Below are 17,568 nucleotides of genomic sequence, written 5' to 3' on the forward strand. Positions count from 1 at the left end.
CCATTTTTCGCCCTACTTGGCTTAAAACCATGAAGGAAAACATACTCTTTTTTTAAAATCAATGTTCGAGCAGAGACATTTCTTGTCGACAAACAGAAAGGACCAAGCAAGAGCTTGGTCCTTTTGTGTAAAATTTATTAAGCTGTCGGTCCGCCAAGTTTCTCGATTTCACTTGGAACGCTTTTGAATTTCTTGAAGTTTGCACGGAATTGAGCGGCAAGGTCTGTTGCTGCTTCTTTATAAGCTGCAGGATCTGCCCAAGTCTTGATTGGTTGAAGCACTTCATCAGGAACACCAGGAACATGAAGCGGGATATCCAAACCGAAGATATCATCTTTGATCGTTTCGATGTTCGCTAATTCACCTTCAAGTGCAGCTTGTACCATTGCACGAGTGTAAGCAAGTTTCATACGGCTTCCAGTTCCGTATGCACCGCCAGTCCATCCAGTATTGACAAGGTATACCTTTGCATTGTGCTCGTCAATTTTATCACCAAGCATCTCAGCATAGCGTGTAGCTGGAAGCGGTAAGAATGGTGAACCGAAGCAAGTGGAGAATGTAGCTTCCGGTGAAGTTACGCCTCTTTCAGTACCAGCCAATTTACTAGTGTATCCGCTTAGGAAGTGGAACATTGCCTGTTCTTTGGAAAGCTTGCTGATTGGAGGCAGAACGCCTGAAGCATCAGCGGTCAAGAAAATGATTGTATTTGGGTGTCCTGCAATACTTGGGTTCACGATGTTATCGATCGCTTGCATTTGGTAAGCAGCACGAGTGTTTTCAGTCAATGAACTGTCATCATAGTTCGCTTCACGTGTATCCGGATCAACAACAACATTTTCCAGTACGGCACCGAAACGGATTGCATCGAAAATTTGTGGTTCTTTTTCACGTGAAAGGTTGATCGTTTTAGCATAGCAGCCGCCTTCGATGTTGAATACGCCGTTAGAAGACCAGCCATGCTCGTCATCGCCAATCAGTTTACGGCTAGTGTCTGCAGACAAAGTCGTTTTGCCTGTACCGGACAGTCCGAAGAATAAAGCGACGTCCCCTTCACGTCCTACGTTAGCAGAGCAATGCATTGGAAGGATTCCAGCCTCTGGAAGTAAGTAGTTCATGATCGAGAAGATCGATTTTTTCATTTCTCCTGCATATTCCGTTCCGCCGATCAGGATGGTACGGCGTTCAAATGAAACGATGATGAAAGTTTCGGATGTAGTTCCATCAACTTCCGGGTCTGCTTTGAAGTTAGGTGCAGAAAGGATTGTGAATTCAGCTTCGTGACCTCTCAGTTCCTCTTCGTTTGGACGGATGAACAAAGTATGGGCGAAAAGGTTATGCCAAGCATATTCATTAACAACACGGATAGGAAGACGTGATGATTCATCTGCACCAGCGAAACCTTTAAAAACAAAAATCTCTTCTTTTGCTTTTAGGTAGTCAACTACTTTATTATATAGTTTATTGAACACATCTTCGGAAATTGGCCGGTTCACTGAACCCCAATCGACTTTATCTTTAACTGATGCTTCTTCAACGATATATTTATCTTTAGGTGAACGACCTGTATATTTGCCAGTTTCAGCTTTTACCGCACCGGTTGATGTTAGAACGCCTTCATTTCTGCTTAATACTTTTTCGACCAATTGAGGAACTGAAAGTTGAGTTTGCACATTGTTTCCTGTTAATAATTGGTGTAACTCATTAGAAACGTCTACAGAATTCATATATGAGATACCTTCCTTTGTTTAAGTTTTTAGATTACAATTAGTATAACACATTCATTTAATTAGTCTATACTATTTCTTTTAATTTGTGATTATTTTCAGTTGGTTATGTTAATCATTTTAATCCGGCAGGAACCGATTCAGGATAATCGCATAAACTTTTTTGAAGAAAATTTTATTTTAATAGGAAGTAAGTAAGCAATAAAAGTCAGGTTGTCGTTTCTTTTCGGATGCTGTTTAGATTATTATTAATGGCAAATTACAACATTTCTATTCGTATTTTGCATTGTAAACCCTTCTAGGACGTTGTATCAACATGTTTTTTCAAATGAACGCCATTCTGGGTGGAAATGTTCTTTTTAGAAAAGCATTGACAAGTTCCAGCCAGATACGATAATATCTTAAATTGTACGGATTCTCTTATCCCGAGTTGGTGGAGGGACAGGCCCTTTGAAACCCAGCAACCTGCCATATTGAACTTGACTCCAAGATCGATCGCCGAAAATAAAGCGAAGGTCTTCAAGGAATAGTGGTGATGGTGCTAACCTGAGCAAGGTAAAAACCCTTGAACGATAAGAGTGAAAGGATAGAAGATAGAATGTTAAACCTTTCCTCATTTGCCAGGGAAGGTTTTTGTGTTTTTTTAAGTGATTCTGTGTCTATAGTTGAAACTAATGAGGGAAACGAGTTCCGTAAAAATCAGGCTTTTGCCTGCAACATACTAACTTCCAAGGAGGAAATATGATGTCAAAGAAACGTCTATTTACTTCTGAATCTGTTACAGAGGGCCATCCGGACAAAATTTGTGACCAGATTTCAGATTCCATTTTAGATGCTATCCTAGCTAAGGATGCAAATGCACGTGTTGCGTGTGAAACTAGTGTAACTACAGGTCTTGTACTTGTTGCTGGTGAAATTACAACGTCCGCTTACGTGGATATTCCGCGTATCGTTCGTGATACGATTAAAGGAATTGGCTACACACGTGCGAAATACGGTTTCGATGCTGAAACTTGTGCCGTGTTAAGTTCCATTGATGAGCAGTCTGCCGATATCGCAGCTGGTGTCGATAAAGCATTGGAAGCTCGTGAAGGAAACATGTCAGAGGAAGAAATCGATGCAATCGGTGCAGGGGACCAAGGTCTTATGTTCGGATTTGCTTGTAATGAAACAGAAGAGCTTATGCCGCTTCCGATTTCATTGGCGCATAAACTTTCATTCCGCTTAGCTCAAGTTCGTAAAGATGAAACTCTTGCTTACTTACGCCCTGATGGTAAAACACAGGTAACTGTGGAATATGATGGAAATAACGTTCCTGTACGTGTAGATACGATCGTTATCTCTACACAACATGATGCAGAAATTACGCTTGAACAAATTCAAGCCGATCTAAAAGAACATGTAATCAAAGCAGTCGTTCCAGCTGAATTGATCGATGCCGATACTAAGTACTTCATCAACCCGACTGGCCGTTTCGTAATTGGCGGACCTCAAGGGGATGCTGGTCTTACTGGACGTAAAATCATCGTTGATACTTACGGCGGATACGCTCGTCACGGCGGCGGTGCATTCTCTGGTAAGGATGCTACTAAAGTTGACCGTTCTGCTGCATACGCTGCTCGTTATGTTGCGAAAAACATCGTGGCAGCCGGCCTTGCCGACAAAGCGGAAGTTCAATTGGCATACGCAATTGGTGTGGCAGAGCCAGTATCTATCTCAATTGATACGTTCGGAACTGGTACAGTTAGCGAAGAAGTCCTTGTTGACCTAGTTCGCGCTAACTTCGACCTTCGTCCAGCAGGTATCATCAAAATGCTTGACCTTCGTCGCCCGATCTACAAACAAACAGCTGCATACGGACACTTTGGCCGTACAGATGTTGATCTTCCATGGGAACGCACGGACAAAGCAGAAACATTAAAAGCACAAGCGTAATCCATATAAAAAAGGTGTCCCGCAATTAGCGGGGCACCTTTTTTATGGATTGATTTTGCCTTCAGCGGGAATAATTCAAGAAATCCCAAAGAAATTCATCTTACGTGCAATACTCCGTGAGTAAGGGGCGCTTACAAGTTTGTTTGGGTCAAATACTCGTGAGTAAGAGCGGTTTACTCGTGAGTTAGTAGCATTTACTCGTGATTTTTTAGCATTTACTCGTGAGTTAGAGGGTTTACTCGTGAGTCAGAGCAATTTACTCGTGAGTTAGAGGGTTTACTCGTGAGTTAGTAGCATTTACTCGTGAATTAGAGCAGTTTACTCGAGAGTTAGAGCAATTACTTGTGAATTTAGAGCAATACTCGTGAGTCAGAGCCATTTACTCGTGAAGTAAGAGCGGTTTATTCGTGAGTAAGAGCGGTTTATTCGTGAGTAAGAGCGGTTTATTCGTGAGTAAGAGCGGTTTACTCGTGAGTAAGAGCGGTTTACTCGTGAATTAGAGTAGTTTACTCGTGAGTTAGTAGCATTTACTCGTGAGTAAGAGCAGTTTACTAGTGAGTAAGAGTAGTTTACTCGTGGGTTAGAGGGTTTACTTGTAAATTTAGAGCAATACTCGTGAGTAAGAGCGGTTTATTCGTGAGTTAGTAGCATTTACTCGTGAGTAAGAGCAATTACTTGTAAATTTAGAGCAATACTCGTGAGTCAGAGCGGTTTACTCGTGAGTTTGTAGCTTTACTCGTGAGTAAGAGCATTTTACTCGTGAATTAGAGCCATTTACTCGTGAATTTGTAGCAATTACTCGTGAGTTTCAGTACAATACTCGTAACTTTCAGTCAATTTACTTTATTCGTTCCGCCGTTTTATAGTATTGGCCTTTTTCGGCATATTCGCGAACGATGCGTTCCATATCCTGGCGATCTTCTTCGTTGATTTCGCGAATGACTTTAGCTGGACGTCCGAATGCCAACATGTTCGGTGGTATGACTTTACCTTGGGGAACGAGACTGCCGGCACCGATGAAGGCCCCTTCGCCGATTTCGGCTTCATCTAGTACGATCGATCCCATGCCAATCAAAGCTCCTTTGCGGATTTTACAGCTATGTAAAATGACCTGATGGCCAATGGTTACTTCATCCTCGATGATCAATGGATTATTTGGGCTTTGGTGCAGGACGCTGTTATCCTGTATACTGACTTTTTTCCCGATGATGGTTGGGGATACATCACCGCGAATGACGGAATTGAACCAAATGGATGTTTCGTCGCCGATTTTGACGTCACCTGTCACGACAGCATTTTCAGCAATATAAGCGCTTTCAGCAATTTCAGGTTCTTTGCCTTTATACGGATAAATAATCATTTTCAATCATTTCCTTTCCGAAGTGAATGTTTTTATGTATTATTTTAATATACCGTATGCAAATACACTTGGCTATTTATAATAGCAATGTACAACTTGTTAGATTTCTTTTTTGTCGAAAATCACGAATATGGTTATAATTTATATATATTATTTTGACTATCATGGATCGTATACATCAAGAGAAAAGTGAAAGGGGGATTTCGAATGTGGAAATGGGAGACAGAAGGAGACGCAAAGGGCGTCATTGTCATCATTCATGGGGCAATGGAACATCACGGACGTTATAAGTGGGTAACACAAATGTGGCTTTCAGCTGGATACCATGTCGTCATGGGCGACCTTCCTGGGCAGGGTATGACAACTCGCGCCTACCGGGGACATATCGATTCCTTTGATGAGTATTTGGACGAAGTGAAAAGCTGGATAGAAGAGGCTTACGAATATTCGTTGCCTGTCTTTTTACTTGGACATAGCATGGGCGGTTTGATTTCGATACGCCTTCTTCAGGAAGAGGAATGGGACATTGCAGGGGTGATTCTTTCTTCTCCATGCTTGGGCCTCGTGACGAAGCCGCCGAAGTTCCTTACAACCATCTCGCATGGTTTGAACATCGTGACGCCTATGTTCAGGGTAGATTCCGGATTGACACCTGAAATGGCGACGAGAAGTGCGGAAGTTCGTGAATCCGATAGAAACGATACATTATATATCACAAAGGTTTCGATTCGCTGGTATCGGGAGCTTGCACAGGCCATGAAGGATGCTTTTGAAGAGATTCCTGAATTTCAGGATGTGCCGCTTTTGGTCATGCAGGGCGGAGATGACCGAATCGTGAATAAGAAGGCGGTTCGTGAGTGGTTTAATTATAACTTGGCCAGTGAAAAGCAATATAAGGAATGGCCGAAGCTTTATCATGAAATCTTCAATGAACCAGAGCGTGATGATGTATTTCAATATGCGCTGAGTTTTGTTGAAAACCGTTTAAAGATATTAGGGTATGTCGTTTGATCAGTACATACTGTCACGATAAATGAAAAAGCTGCCGAAGTTAGATCTCGGCAGCTTTTTTTTATTTGGTTCAGCCTGCGTTTTTAAGCATTTCGTTTGATTTGATGACCGGTGCCCAGAAAGTAACCGGATACATAAATTGGTTTAAATGTGTAAGTTCTTTTTTATTGGATAATGCGGTCGATAGAAGATAAATGGATTTGAAGGTCAAGTCATTGGCGAATAGGTCCAAAAGCGTCGCTTTCATATTCATGACCGCTTCATGGTTTTGGGTGGAAATCATTAAATCGAGCTGTGGCAGGAACTTATCAAAATGATGATCGAATTGTTTGAGGTCCTCCATGGTTTTTTGTTTTTCTGTCAACGAGTTAAGCGAGCTGACAAAATTCCCGTATTGCTCACTTGAATCCCTTTTGATTTTTTCAGTCAGTATATCCGTCAGTATTGAAGTAGGCAAATGTTCCATTTTCTGCACCCTCTTATCTATTTTCTATCATTATAATCATTATAGACGAAAAATTCAAAAAGTTATGATTGGTAATTCTGCTGCCTACGAGTTGGGATTGAAAAAACACCGTTCGTATTGAACGGTGTCAAAAGTCATTCATCTCTTTTCAATCGCGACAATGAATGGCGGATTGTTTGCTTGGTTGATGAACCCGTATTTCAGGATATGGGCTTTCTGTTGAGGGAAGTTCTCTACATAATCCATCAATGCATCCCGTTCTTCCGATCCCCCCGGATGACCATGGTAAATGACAAGGATGATGATGCCTTCAGGCGCCAGCAGTTCGAACAGCTGTTCAATGGCTGATATCGTCGTATCGGCTTGGGTGATGATTGATTTGTCTCCGCCAGGAAGGTAGCCTAGGTTGAAAATGGCACCTGTGATCTTTCCGGAATGTTCTTTCCTGATGTATTTGCTTAAATGTTCATGCCCATCGTGAATGAGTGTGCAGCGCTCTTGTAAATTCTCCGCGTTCAGTTTCGACGCTGTGGTTTGGATCGCTTCTTTCTGAATATCAAAACTATAGACATGTCCGTTTACACCTGTAAGCCCTGCAAGAAAGGCCGTATCAAAACCGTTGCCCATCGTGCCATCTATGGTTATATCCCCGGGGCGGACCGCTTTTTCCAGCAGAATCCTGGCGAATGACAAAATTCGATCAAGCTTCATGATTGTACCTCCGTGTGATGATTCTTTCCCTGCCAGCTGTTGCGGCGTTTCAATTCGGCGTCAATGGCAGTCAAGACATCCCATTTATTGACGCTCCACATTGGACCGATCATCAAATCGATCGGACCGTCACCCGTAATGCGATGAACGATCATTTCTGGAGGGATTATTTCGAGCTGGTCACATACCAGGCTGACATAATCGTCACGGTCAAGAAACTCGAGCAGGCCTTTTTCATATTGTTTGACCATCGGTGTTCCTTTTAATAGATGAAGTAAATGGATTTTTATCCCCTGCACATCTAGTTTGGCAACTTCACGGGCTGTTTCCATCATCATGCCGTAATCTTCCTGAGGAAGGCCATTGATGATATGGGAGCATATGCGGATGCCGTGTTTGCGCAGTTTATCGATGCCTTCTTTGTAGCAATCGAAGTCATGGGCACGGTTGATCATCGTTGCGGTCTTTTCATGAACCGTCTGGAGACCAAGCTCCACCCAAAGGTAGGTGCGTTCGTTCAATTCCGCTAAATACTCGACTACATCATCTGGAAGGCAATCCGGGCGTGTCGCGATCGAGAGTCCGACGACACCTTCCTGGGTCAATACACTTTCATATTTCTCGCGAAGCTCTGCCACGGGTGCATGCGTATTCGTGAACGCTTGGAAATAGGCCATATATTTTCCATCTTTCCATTTATGATGCATCCGTTCGCTGATCTTCTTAAACTGGACGTCGAGGGGTTCAACCCTGTTGCCCGCAAAGTCACCAGAGCCTGAGGCACTGCAGAAGGTACAGCCGCCATGTGCGACGGTGCCATCACGGTTCGGACAGTCAAAACCGCCATCCAGGGCAACTTTAAAGACCTTATGTCCAAAATGTTCCCTCAGGTGGTAATTCCATGTATGATATCGTTTGTTATCCGTTGCATATATAAACGGGTTTGCTTGATTCAAATCAGCAACCTCCTAAATAAAATAAAGCGCAACATATATTATACAACATTCTCGAAGCTAGGTCTTTTTTTGAAAAATAAGCGTATACTGTATACTTGAGGGCTAAACATTTTGCTGCTATTTCCAGTATATCTTTGAATGACTATATCCAATCGGGAGCTGATGGACATGACCGGTCAAGTTGAAGAAGCGATTAATCAAATGAAAAAGAAATTAGCCGAAAATAATCAGGTGATCGAAGTAAATGAAGATGGGTTCATATACAAAGCCACTTGCACCTTCAATTCACCTGCTTCGGATGAACAAATTCATTCCTTTGAAAAGAAAACCGGACTGCTTCTGCCCGAGGATTATAAGGAGTTTTTAAAAATAACCAATGGATGCCGTCTGTTCGATAATGTGGAATTGGGTGGGGAAAATGATTTATACAGTCTGGATGATATTATTAATTACACATATGAAAATTCCTACGAGGGATGCTATAAAGTGGCCTGCATTTATCAAGATAATATCGTCATCGATGGGGAAGCCGTCGCTAAAGGCGATAAGGAGTATTTAATGGTAAAAGGCCATATCGATGATTTTGAAGAAGGCGAGAAACTCCATATGGGCTTTGCCGAATGGATCGAGCAGTTCATTTCCCATCACGGTGAGAAGTTTTGGGATAAAGGTTGATTGCACAAAAAAAATGATAATCCAACCGTTATTTGCTCAAACTAGACAAGATGATTCCGAATCATCCAAATGAGACGCGAAGGAGAGGGTTTGAAATGGCAACCAGACAATCCGTCGATCATTTTTTAGAGCAATGTGAAGGGGCTCTCCATTTTGCAGAGTTTGAATTTAACGAAGCCTCACGGCAGGAGCATTATGATGATGAACAATTTCAAAATTCGCAAAGGTATATCGAAGAGGCTTTAACGGATATGGAACGATTGTATGCCAGTTCGAATGACCAGCAACGGGAAATGCTTTCGCGGATGAAGCAGCAGATGAATCAATTGAGGAATGAAATGGTTTTACTGCGACATTAAAGGGAAGCAAGGGAGCTATGAATGAATAGCTCCCTTTTTTTGCACAATTTTTCTTGAATTCGCATATATAATGAAAAACCTGTCGATAATGTTTATGTACGGCTATTGCAATTATCGGTGAAATTGACTAGAATGAAATAAAATGCAATATTCTCATAAAGACTATGATGAGGAATAGTAGCGGTATAAACCAGTAAAGAGAGTTGACGGGTGGTGCAAGTCAACCTGGGATGGTCGTGAACTCGCCTTGGAGTCCCGGGTGTGAAGGTGAAAAGTAATGCCTGGCGTTTCAATCCATGTTACGGATATTTTAAGCTGGGCGGATTTTAGCTATCGCCAATGTGGGTGGTACCGCGGGAAGATATACATAATCCTCTCGTCCCTATTTTGGGATGAGGGGTTTTTTATTGTTTTTTATACGGAAATTAGGAGGAAATCATATGAGTTTTGACCATAGAAGCATAGAAACGAAATGGCAAAAGTATTGGGAAGGCAATAAGACATTCAAAACGGGTGAAGAAAGCGGCAAACGCAAATTTTACGCCCTGGATATGTTCCCGTATCCTTCAGGGGCCGGTCTTCATGTAGGGCACCCGGAAGGTTATACGGCAAGCGATATCCTGGCACGGATGAAACGGGCGCAGGGGTATAATGTATTGCACCCGATCGGCTGGGACGCTTTTGGACTTCCTGCAGAGCAATATGCGATCGATACGGGAAATGATCCGGCTGAATTCACGGAGCACAACATCAACACGTTCCGCCGCCAAATCAAAGCCCTTGGTTTTTCTTATGACTGGGATCGCGAAATAAACACGACAGATCCCGACTATTACAAATGGACGCAATGGATCTTCTTGAAATTATATGAAAAGGGCCTTGCATATATTGATGAAGTGGCCGTTAACTGGTGTCCGGCACTTGGCACGGTATTGGCTAACGAAGAAGTCATCGATGGGAAAAGTGAGCGTGGGGGCCATCCGGTCGAGCGCCGTCCGATGAAACAGTGGATGCTTCGTATCACGGCGTATGCGGACCGCTTAATCGACGATCTGAATGATGTGGATTGGCCGGAAAACATCAAGGATATGCAGCGTAACTGGATTGGCCGTTCCGAGGGAGCGGAGGTTACATTCAATATCGATGGCTTTGATGAAACATTCACGGTGTTCACGACTCGTCCGGATACGTTATTCGGTGCAACATATGCCGTATTGGCACCTGAACATCCATTTGTCGATAAAATTACGACGGCTGATCAAAGGAAAGCAGTTGACGCATATTTAGATGAAGTGAAACATAAAAGCGACCTGGAAAGAACAGACTTGGCAAAGGATAAATCAGGCGTGTTTACGGGGGCTTATGCCATTAATCCGGTAAACGGCGAAAAAATGCCGATCTGGATTGCTGATTACGTGTTGATCAGCTACGGAACAGGAGCAATCATGGCCGTTCCTGCCCATGATGAGCGTGATTATGAATTTGCAGTCAAGTTCGACTTGCCGATCAAGGAAGTCGTAGCTGGCGGAGACGTGACAAGTGAAGCATATACAGGCGATGGACTTCATGTGAATTCGGAATTCCTTGATGGATTGAATAAAGAAGAAGGCATTTCAACCATGATCAAATGGCTGGAAGAAAAAGAAATCGGTACGAAGAAAATAACATACCGTCTTCGCGACTGGTTATTCAGCCGTCAGCGTTACTGGGGTGAACCGATTCCAATCATCCATTGGGAAGACGGCACGATGTCTGCAGTGAAGGAAGAAGAACTTCCATTGATTTTACCGAGAGCGACAGACATCAAGCCTTCAGGTACAGGCGAATCACCACTTGCAAACATTACGGAATGGGTGAACGTAACGGATGAAAACGGACGAAAAGGGCGCCGTGAGACAAACACGATGCCACAGTGGGCAGGCAGCAGCTGGTACTTCCTGCGTTATATCGACCCGGACAACAAGGAAGCACTTGCAGATCCTGAAAAATTAAAAGAATGGATGCCGGTCGACATTTATATCGGCGGCGCCGAGCATGCGGTGCTTCACTTGCTTTACGCTCGTTTCTGGCATAAATTCCTGTACGATATCGGTGTCGTGCCAACGAAGGAACCATTCCAAAACCTATTCAACCAGGGAATGATCCTTGGCGAGAATAATGAAAAAATGAGTAAATCCAAAGGGAATGTCGTGAACCCGGATGATATCGTTGAAAGCCATGGTGCCGATACACTTCGGATGTACGAAATGTTCATGGGGCCATTGGATGCTTCGATTGCCTGGTCCACAAACGGATTGGACGGTTCTCGCAGATTCCTTGACCGGATCTGGCGTTTATTGGTCAACGATGACGGTACGATCACAGATAAGATGACAGAGACGGATGACACGGGCAGGCTCGAAAAAGTCTATCATCAAACGGTTAAAAAAGTGACCGAGAACTATGAGGAATTGAAGTTCAATACGGCGATTTCACAATTGATGGTATTCATCAATGATGCTTATAAAGCGGATTCGCTTCCTAAAGTATATATCGAAGGCTTCGTAAAGCTGCTTGCACCAGTTGCACCGCACATCGCCGAGGAAATTTGGTCTAAACTTGGCCATTCCGAAAGCATCACGTACGGAACATGGCCGGCTTTCGACGAAGCGAAGTTAGTGGATAACGAAGTCGAAATCGTCATCCAAATCAACGGAAAAGTCAAAGCGAAATTAATGGTGCCGACTGACACTACGAAAGAAAAACTGGAAGAAATCGCGATGGGTGATGATTCCATCAAAGAACAAATCGATGGGAAAACCATTCGTAAAGTGATTGCTGTGCCAGGCAAATTAGTCAATATCGTCGCAAACTAAATAAAAATGATTGCAAGCTGTCCCGCATATTTTTACTGCTGGGGCAGCTTTTTTTTTGCAGTCATTGGCCGGCCATAGGAAATAGGTCATGTTAGGATTTTCACCGATTTGAATCTATCGAATATTGGCAACGACTATCGTCATGAGATGACCATCGGAAAACAAATATCTTGCTTAATTGGTACATGTGAATCATTTTTCGGCTTGTTGGACAAATAAATCAAGCATTTGACATAAAAAAGGGAAAAAATTGGTTGATAAAATTTTACAGTGTGATAGTTTGGTATAGTACTGTTATTTTTTAACCAATTATTGGAGGGGAAACCGTGAAATTTAAGAATGTGAGTCGAATTACGGCGTGTGTACTAATTTTTGCACTGATTTTCAGCTTGATGATTCCGCTAAATTCTCAAGCTGCACCTGCAACACCCATTGAAAATGTAAAAACGATCAAAAATGGGGACACTCTGGACGGAAAGTTTGATAAGCCGGATGTTCAATGGTATCAAATCAGTCCCACAACAGAAGAAATACAAAAGTTCTCCCATATTGAGTTCGAAGTCAATTCGGACAAAATCTTGAATATCTCCGTATATCAAGATAAAGAAAAAGCAGAAAAAGATGAGAGCAATTATATTGTCTCTTCTTATCCTGATGAAAAAGCCGTAGTCGATTTCCCATATGCTTGGGAAGGCACATATTATGTTAAAGTTGAATATTTCGGCGATACGGATGATGAGGGAAATCCGATCCCGGATGCGGAAAATGTAGCTGAATACTCCATCAATGCGCATTCAGTAACATTGCCGCCATCTGCCGGGGACGAAGGGGAGGATCTCGAATCATGCCCGGTTGAAGTGAGTGTAAACGATAAGAAAACGGGAGAATCCATGTTGAAAACACTCCGCGTGTTTAGAGATGAGGTTCTCACGAAGTCGCCTGAGGGACGCACCCTTTCCTCTTTATACTATAAAGCTTCGCCATTCCTGGCTCTTCATCTTGCCGGGAATAAAACGGCAAGGGAAGCCGTTTATAATCACTTAGTCGAGGTTAAGCCTCTTATTGAGGATCTTAATGAAAATGGAGCAAGCAGTACGGCAGTCATTAGCAACAAGCAACAAGAAGCGATTAAGGCCTTATTCAAAAAGTCGACTGACGTCGCTCCAGCCGGATTGAAAAAGGATATGGAAGCCATTGCAAAGAAAATCAATCTTGATAAGCTTGCAGGTGAAAGAATCGTCGACATCGCAAGCAAAGCGGGAATCGAACTTCCAGCTTCGAAAAATGTAAAGAACAAATATATCGTCAAACTTAAACCAGGGAAGTCATTAAGCGCTGTCCAATCCAAGATAAGTGGAAAAGGATATGGAACATTATCGGCACCTAAGCAACAAGAGGTTCTGTATGATGATATGTATGTAGTAGAGTTAAAGAATCAAGCTAAAATGAGCACAGCAGCACTATCAGGTATCGAAAAACTTCCAGAAGTGGAATATATCGAACCGGTAAAAACGTACAAAGCATTTTCTGCCGACATTCAATCACCGTATCAATGGTCTTTAGATAATGCCGGTGGGGAAGAAGGCATAAAGGGAGCGGACATCGATAACGAAAAACTGCAGAACCTAATTAAGAAACGTAATTTAAAAGATACATTGGTAGCGGTTATCGACACAGGTGTCGATGATTCACTTGCAGATCTACAGGGTGTCGTTAAAATGGAGTCAGGTAAGAACTTCATCGATAAGAAAGAAAAAGCAATCGATGACAATGGTCATGGTACACATGTATCCGGCATCATCGCTGCCAAAGCGGATAATGGATATTCCATGGAAGGAATCAATCCAGTAGCTAAAATCATGCCTGTGAAGGTCTTGGACTCTTCAGGATATGGAGACAATGAGAAAATTGCACTAGGCATTAAATATGCCGTGGATCATGGTGCAAAGGTCATAAACCTTAGCTTGGGCGGAGAATATAGCAGGACGATTGAATATGCCTTGAAACATGCAGCTGCCAAGAATGTAATGGTTGTTGTAGCAAGCGGTAATGATGGGATGGATGGTCTTTCTTATCCTGCATCATCTAAATACGCCATATCCGTCGGTGCAACCAATGCCCTTGATTTAGTATCCGATTATTCCAATTATGGATCGAAATTGGACATGGTCGCTCCAGGGACAGGCATCCCGAGCATTGTGCCTAATGGGAATGTTACCTACATGGATGGTACATCAATGGCAACTCCCCATGTTGTGGCAGCTACAGCTCTGTTATTATCCGGAAACCCTGGGTTGAAAGTGAATGAAGTAAGGGAAATCCTTCATGAGACATCGGAATATGTCGCTTTTGAAGAAGAAGATAATGTAGACCCTTATGAGGACTATCAACCAGAAGATGGAGAAATCATAATCCCGGAAGAAGAACTGCCTGTCGGAAAAGATTTAGTATCTGGATATGGAAGGCTTAATGCGTACAGTGCTCTTAGTGCCGTGGATTTACAAGCTAAAGTCAATCTTGTGATGGATACGCAAACAAAACTGACTGGTTCAGCTAAAAAAGGTTCAGTAATCGAAGTGAAAAGCGGAAACAAAACGCTCGGTAAAGGAACGGCGGCAGCTAACGGAACGTTCACCGTTACTATTCCGGTCCAAAAAGCTGCGCAGCAGCTTACTGTGAATATCTCTGATTCTTCCAAACTAGCAGTATCTTCAATCAAAGTATTCGTGAATAAGGGTGCAACCCCTAACAAACCAACTGTTAAAGCTGTAAGTGACAAAGATACGTATGTAACGGGTCAATCACAAGCGGACATGAAAATCTCGATCAAAAATAGCGCAAAAAAAGTGATTGGTTCAGGTAACACGGACAGCAAAGGGAATTTCAAAGTGAAAATCAGCAAGCAGAAGGCCGGCACTAAACTTTCAGTCACAGCTACAGACTTAGCAAAACGTGAAAGCAAGGCGGCAACCGTGACTGTTCTCGATAAAACAGCCCCAGATGCACCGAAAGTGAATGAAGTAAGCGATAAAGCTACTTCAGTAACTGGTAAAGCGGAAATCGGTTCAAGCGTAACCGTAAAGTACAGCAATAAAAACATCGGAACGGCAAAAGCTGATAGTAAAGGGAACTTCTCCATTAAAATCAGCAAGAAAAAAGCAGGATCCGCATTATACGTCTCAGCAAAAGACAAAGCGGGCAATACAGGAAAAGCAGCAAAAGTAACGGTTAAAGATAAAACCGCTCCAGGTGCACCGAAAGTGAATGAAGTAAACGACAAAGCAACAAAAGTAACTGGTAAAGCGGAAATCGGTTCAACCGTAACCGTGAAGTACAGCAATAAAAACATCGGAACGGCAAAAGCTGATAGTAAGGGGAACTTCTCCATCAAAATCAGCAAGAAAAAAGCAGGGTCCGCATTATACGTCTCAGCAAAAGACAAAGTGGGCAATACAGGAAAAACAACAAAAGTAACCGTTAAAAAATCTAAATAGCATTGAAGGCCGTTTAACTTACATGTTAAACGGCTTTTTTGTGAGAAAACGAATGAAAACACCGCTCGATGATGAGCGGTGTTTTTGCCATGCTTTGTTTAAGAGTATACATCTGTGCATTGTCACTCCCATGATTTCAGATCTGGAGTTTCGCGTTTTAATTCTGAAACTTCACGTACTCGCCGTTCTTATATCATTAATTTGTTCAATAATAAATTTCAGGAGGAAATATAATGAAAAAAGGAAGAGTAATAGCATTAGGTACTATTTTAGCTTGCTCAATTGGGTTAGGAACGCTTTCGGTTGAGGCTGGGAATGAGAATTCGGGATATTCCTTTAATAGTAAGAAAGAGCAAGGCAACAAATATACAGGTACAAAGTATCGCCAGACGACTACGAAGCGGAATACATGGAAAGTGAGAATGTATAAATCAGAAGAAGGAACTAATACCTATACGACTTAATGGCTGAAGAAGAGTAATGGAACGAATGTATCTCCTTCAGTGAAAGTTAAAGCTGGTAGCGGCGGTTTAAATAGTGGGCGTAATTATTATATTAAAGGCCATTCGGGTGCTAATGCCACTGAGGTAAGATTAACGGCAGAAAATAATAATTATAGCTCTAGCAGCTATTCCGTAAAAGGATATAGGGATGAGGAGACAGGGAGAATATTACCTGGACAGTATTTGGATAAACCAACAAATGCAATCGATGAAGAAGGTGTCATTCAAGTCTATCAAATCTTTGAAAGAGGAAAAAGAACGCGGGGCACTCATCATTTTGACAAGTCATCATAAACAGGATTTGGAAATGTTAGCGGATAAAATATATAAAGATGGATAATGGGGGAATCATTCTTGACTCTAAATAAAAGAATGGCGGCATTAAGCTTACTAGTATTAGTTTGGCGGATTCCTTATTTTAAATGTATATACCTATGGCGGGATTTTCGAGGGTCCAAATATCCGCCGTTTATTTGATGTCCGAGAGAGCTCGCAATGACTACTGCTGCGAAGAGGAGGATGATTTTCTTCAATTAAATATCTTCTTTCCGTTTTTTTATTTTTAAAGATTACACCCAAATGCCTTTTCCTTCAACCCCCTTTTTATGGATGTTGGATTAATTGTGACAAACATTAAATGACCGTTTTTAACTAATGTATCAAAGATAAAGTAGCTGGTATTAATTTAGAAGTGAAAGACTTAAAAAAAATTCACTAATATAGATAAGAATAATAAGATGATGTGTATTTATAGGAGTCAGCTATTGGCGGACTCTCAATTGCTTTTGGATCAGCCAATTCCCCTACTTCGATCTTGAATTGCCCTTAAAGCATGAGTTTTTCTCTAGTAGGGCAGAATGAAAAAAATAATGAAGGGGCAAGTTCGATTTAACTTGCCCCTTCATTTGTCAGCTCATTTAGTGAATTCACTTCTCAGGAGATAGACGACATCGTATTTCTTCAACTCGTCCATATGGCCATCACTATCACCATAAAAGTCAGTGGAAAGTGAACGTATGCCTTCATTTCCGTTTGAAAAACAAATACTCACCAATGCAAGCTTGTTTGTGCTGTTTATTTTGAGTTTGCCAGCACTGCCCCATACGCTGGACTCCATTTCATCAATGGTTTCAGGATAAGTAGCTGTATCCGTACCATCGTCGTTTTGAATGCTGATGTTGAACATCGATTGATTTTGATCAGCAACCGTTTTGGAAGTTGTAAAGATGATTGTCCCATTATCTTTGACGGCAGTTGTCATGCGTCCCATTTGAGGTTCGACAAGTTTGCCAAATTCATATTTTTCGACCCAGACGGACATCTCCTCGTATGTATCATCAACATTGAAATCGATAAGAAAGGAATGTTCACTTGAATTCTCCAGGATGGCTTTTTCCCTTGCCGTCAACTCAGGAACTGAAAGGTTATTCCCGGATTTTGGCTCATTAGCCTTACAGGCGACTAACGAAAATGAGATCAGGGATAGGATGATGGATAAAAAGATCTTTTTCATGATTTT

Annotated in this window: 14 protein-coding genes, 1 riboswitch and 1 other annotated feature; of the genes, 8 read left to right on the forward strand and 6 right to left on the reverse strand. The window is 42.2% G+C overall.

Annotated elements, in window-relative coordinates; translation table 11 throughout:
• Positions 1 to 137: 137 nt before the first annotated feature.
• Positions 138 to 1,724 (reverse strand): phosphoenolpyruvate carboxykinase (ATP), encoded by a 1,587-nt coding sequence (gene pckA, locus J7J00_RS18480; protein ID WP_214793236.1) that lies wholly within the window; start codon positions 1,722 to 1,724, stop codon positions 138 to 140.
• 417 nt (positions 1,725 to 2,141) lie between these two features.
• Positions 2,142 to 2,303, forward strand: a riboswitch (SAM riboswitch).
• Between the two features lie 162 nt (positions 2,304 to 2,465).
• Between pckA and metK the strand changes: the two genes are divergently transcribed.
• Complete coding sequence (gene metK, locus J7J00_RS18485; RefSeq protein WP_214793239.1) at positions 2,466 to 3,659, forward strand: methionine adenosyltransferase; 1,194 nt, start codon at positions 2,466 to 2,468, stop codon at positions 3,657 to 3,659.
• Positions 3,660 to 4,497: 838 nt separating this feature from the next.
• On the opposite strand, the gene J7J00_RS18490 is transcribed toward metK, so the two are convergent.
• Complete coding sequence (locus tag J7J00_RS18490; protein WP_063234974.1) at positions 4,498 to 5,016, reverse strand: gamma carbonic anhydrase; 519 nt, start codon at positions 5,014 to 5,016, stop codon at positions 4,498 to 4,500.
• Between the two features lie 210 nt (positions 5,017 to 5,226).
• Here J7J00_RS18490 and J7J00_RS18495 point away from each other — a divergent pair, with 210 nt between their 5' ends.
• Positions 5,227 to 6,030 (forward strand): alpha/beta hydrolase, encoded by an 804-nt coding sequence (locus J7J00_RS18495; protein ID WP_214793242.1) that lies wholly within the window; start codon positions 5,227 to 5,229, stop codon positions 6,028 to 6,030.
• Positions 6,031 to 6,100: 70 nt separating this feature from the next.
• On the opposite strand, the gene J7J00_RS18500 is transcribed toward J7J00_RS18495, so the two are convergent.
• The 3 genes from J7J00_RS18500 to mnmL form a co-directional block, all read right to left on the reverse strand.
• The gene (locus J7J00_RS18500) at positions 6,101 to 6,496 is read right to left on the reverse strand and encodes a hypothetical protein (protein ID WP_214793245.1); all 396 of its coding nucleotides are present in this window, start codon (positions 6,494 to 6,496) and stop codon (positions 6,101 to 6,103) included.
• A 138-nt stretch (positions 6,497 to 6,634) separates the two neighbouring features.
• Complete coding sequence (mnmM, locus tag J7J00_RS18505; protein ID WP_214793247.1) at positions 6,635 to 7,207, reverse strand: tRNA 5-(aminomethyl)-2-thiouridylate-methyltransferase MnmM; 573 nt, start codon at positions 7,205 to 7,207, stop codon at positions 6,635 to 6,637.
• Complete coding sequence (gene mnmL / locus J7J00_RS18510) at positions 7,204 to 8,163, reverse strand: tRNA modification radical SAM protein MnmL/YtqA (RefSeq protein WP_214793250.1); 960 nt, start codon at positions 8,161 to 8,163, stop codon at positions 7,204 to 7,206. The genes mnmM and mnmL overlap by 4 nt, the downstream gene beginning before the upstream one ends.
• A gap of 168 nt (positions 8,164 to 8,331) precedes the next feature.
• Here mnmL and J7J00_RS18515 point away from each other — a divergent pair, with 168 nt between their 5' ends.
• The 6 genes from J7J00_RS18515 to J7J00_RS29055 all read left to right on the forward strand — a co-directional run bounded on the left by J7J00_RS18515 (position 8,332) and on the right by J7J00_RS29055 (position 16,343).
• Complete coding sequence (locus tag J7J00_RS18515) at positions 8,332 to 8,838, forward strand: SMI1/KNR4 family protein (protein WP_214793253.1); 507 nt, start codon at positions 8,332 to 8,334, stop codon at positions 8,836 to 8,838.
• A 95-nt stretch (positions 8,839 to 8,933) separates the two neighbouring features.
• Complete coding sequence (locus tag J7J00_RS18520; RefSeq protein ID WP_214793256.1) at positions 8,934 to 9,197, forward strand: DUF2524 family protein; 264 nt, start codon at positions 8,934 to 8,936, stop codon at positions 9,195 to 9,197.
• Positions 9,198 to 9,352: 155 nt separating this feature from the next.
• Positions 9,353 to 9,584, forward strand: a binding site (T-box leader).
• A gap of 53 nt (positions 9,585 to 9,637) precedes the next feature.
• On the forward strand, positions 9,638 to 12,052 hold the full coding sequence (gene leuS, locus J7J00_RS18525; RefSeq protein WP_214793259.1) for a leucine--tRNA ligase: 2,415 nt from the start codon (positions 9,638 to 9,640) through the stop codon (positions 12,050 to 12,052).
• A gap of 326 nt (positions 12,053 to 12,378) precedes the next feature.
• Positions 12,379 to 15,546: a S8 family peptidase gene (locus J7J00_RS18530; RefSeq protein WP_309487202.1), complete on the forward strand. Its 3,168-nt coding sequence runs from the start codon at positions 12,379 to 12,381 to the stop codon at positions 15,544 to 15,546.
• Between the two features lie 233 nt (positions 15,547 to 15,779).
• Positions 15,780 to 16,010, forward strand: a complete 231-nt coding sequence (locus J7J00_RS29050; RefSeq protein ID WP_214793262.1) for a DUF2712 domain-containing protein — start codon at positions 15,780 to 15,782, stop codon at positions 16,008 to 16,010.
• Between the two features lie 3 nt (positions 16,011 to 16,013).
• The gene (locus J7J00_RS29055) at positions 16,014 to 16,343 is read left to right on the forward strand and encodes a DUF2712 domain-containing protein (protein ID WP_483861520.1); all 330 of its coding nucleotides are present in this window, start codon (positions 16,014 to 16,016) and stop codon (positions 16,341 to 16,343) included.
• 619 nt (positions 16,344 to 16,962) lie between these two features.
• Here J7J00_RS29055 and J7J00_RS18545 read toward each other — a convergent pair.
• Positions 16,963 to 17,562, reverse strand: a complete 600-nt coding sequence (locus J7J00_RS18545) for a hypothetical protein (RefSeq protein ID WP_214793269.1) — start codon at positions 17,560 to 17,562, stop codon at positions 16,963 to 16,965.
• Between the last annotated feature and the right edge of the window lie 6 nt (positions 17,563 to 17,568).

It is taken from the genome of Bacillus sp. ISL-4 (genome assembly GCF_018613275.1).
GTDB lineage: Bacteria > Bacillota > Bacilli > Bacillales > DSM-1321 > Peribacillus > Peribacillus simplex_E.

Bases quoted from the DNA above. Each gene is read 5' to 3' on its own strand.
- pckA (WP_214793236.1), bottom strand. From the start codon at position 1,724: ATGAATTCTGTAGACGTTTCTAATGAGTTACACCAATTATTAACAGGA.
- metK (WP_214793239.1), top strand. From the start codon at position 2,466: ATGATGTCAAAGAAACGTCTATTTACTTCTGAATCTGTTACAGAGGGC.
- J7J00_RS18495 (WP_214793242.1), top strand. From the start codon at position 5,227: ATGTGGAAATGGGAGACAGAAGGAGACGCAAAGGGCGTCATTGTCATC.
- J7J00_RS18500 (WP_214793245.1), bottom strand. From the start codon at position 6,496: ATGGAACATTTGCCTACTTCAATACTGACGGATATACTGACTGAAAAA.
- mnmM (WP_214793247.1), bottom strand. From the start codon at position 7,207: ATGAAGCTTGATCGAATTTTGTCATTCGCCAGGATTCTGCTGGAAAAA.
- J7J00_RS18515 (WP_214793253.1), top strand. From the start codon at position 8,332: ATGACCGGTCAAGTTGAAGAAGCGATTAATCAAATGAAAAAGAAATTA.
- J7J00_RS18520 (WP_214793256.1), top strand. From the start codon at position 8,934: ATGGCAACCAGACAATCCGTCGATCATTTTTTAGAGCAATGTGAAGGG.
- leuS (WP_214793259.1), top strand. From the start codon at position 9,638: ATGAGTTTTGACCATAGAAGCATAGAAACGAAATGGCAAAAGTATTGG.
- J7J00_RS29050 (WP_214793262.1), top strand. From the start codon at position 15,780: ATGAAAAAAGGAAGAGTAATAGCATTAGGTACTATTTTAGCTTGCTCA.
- J7J00_RS18545 (WP_214793269.1), bottom strand. From the start codon at position 17,562: ATGAAAAAGATCTTTTTATCCATCATCCTATCCCTGATCTCATTTTCG.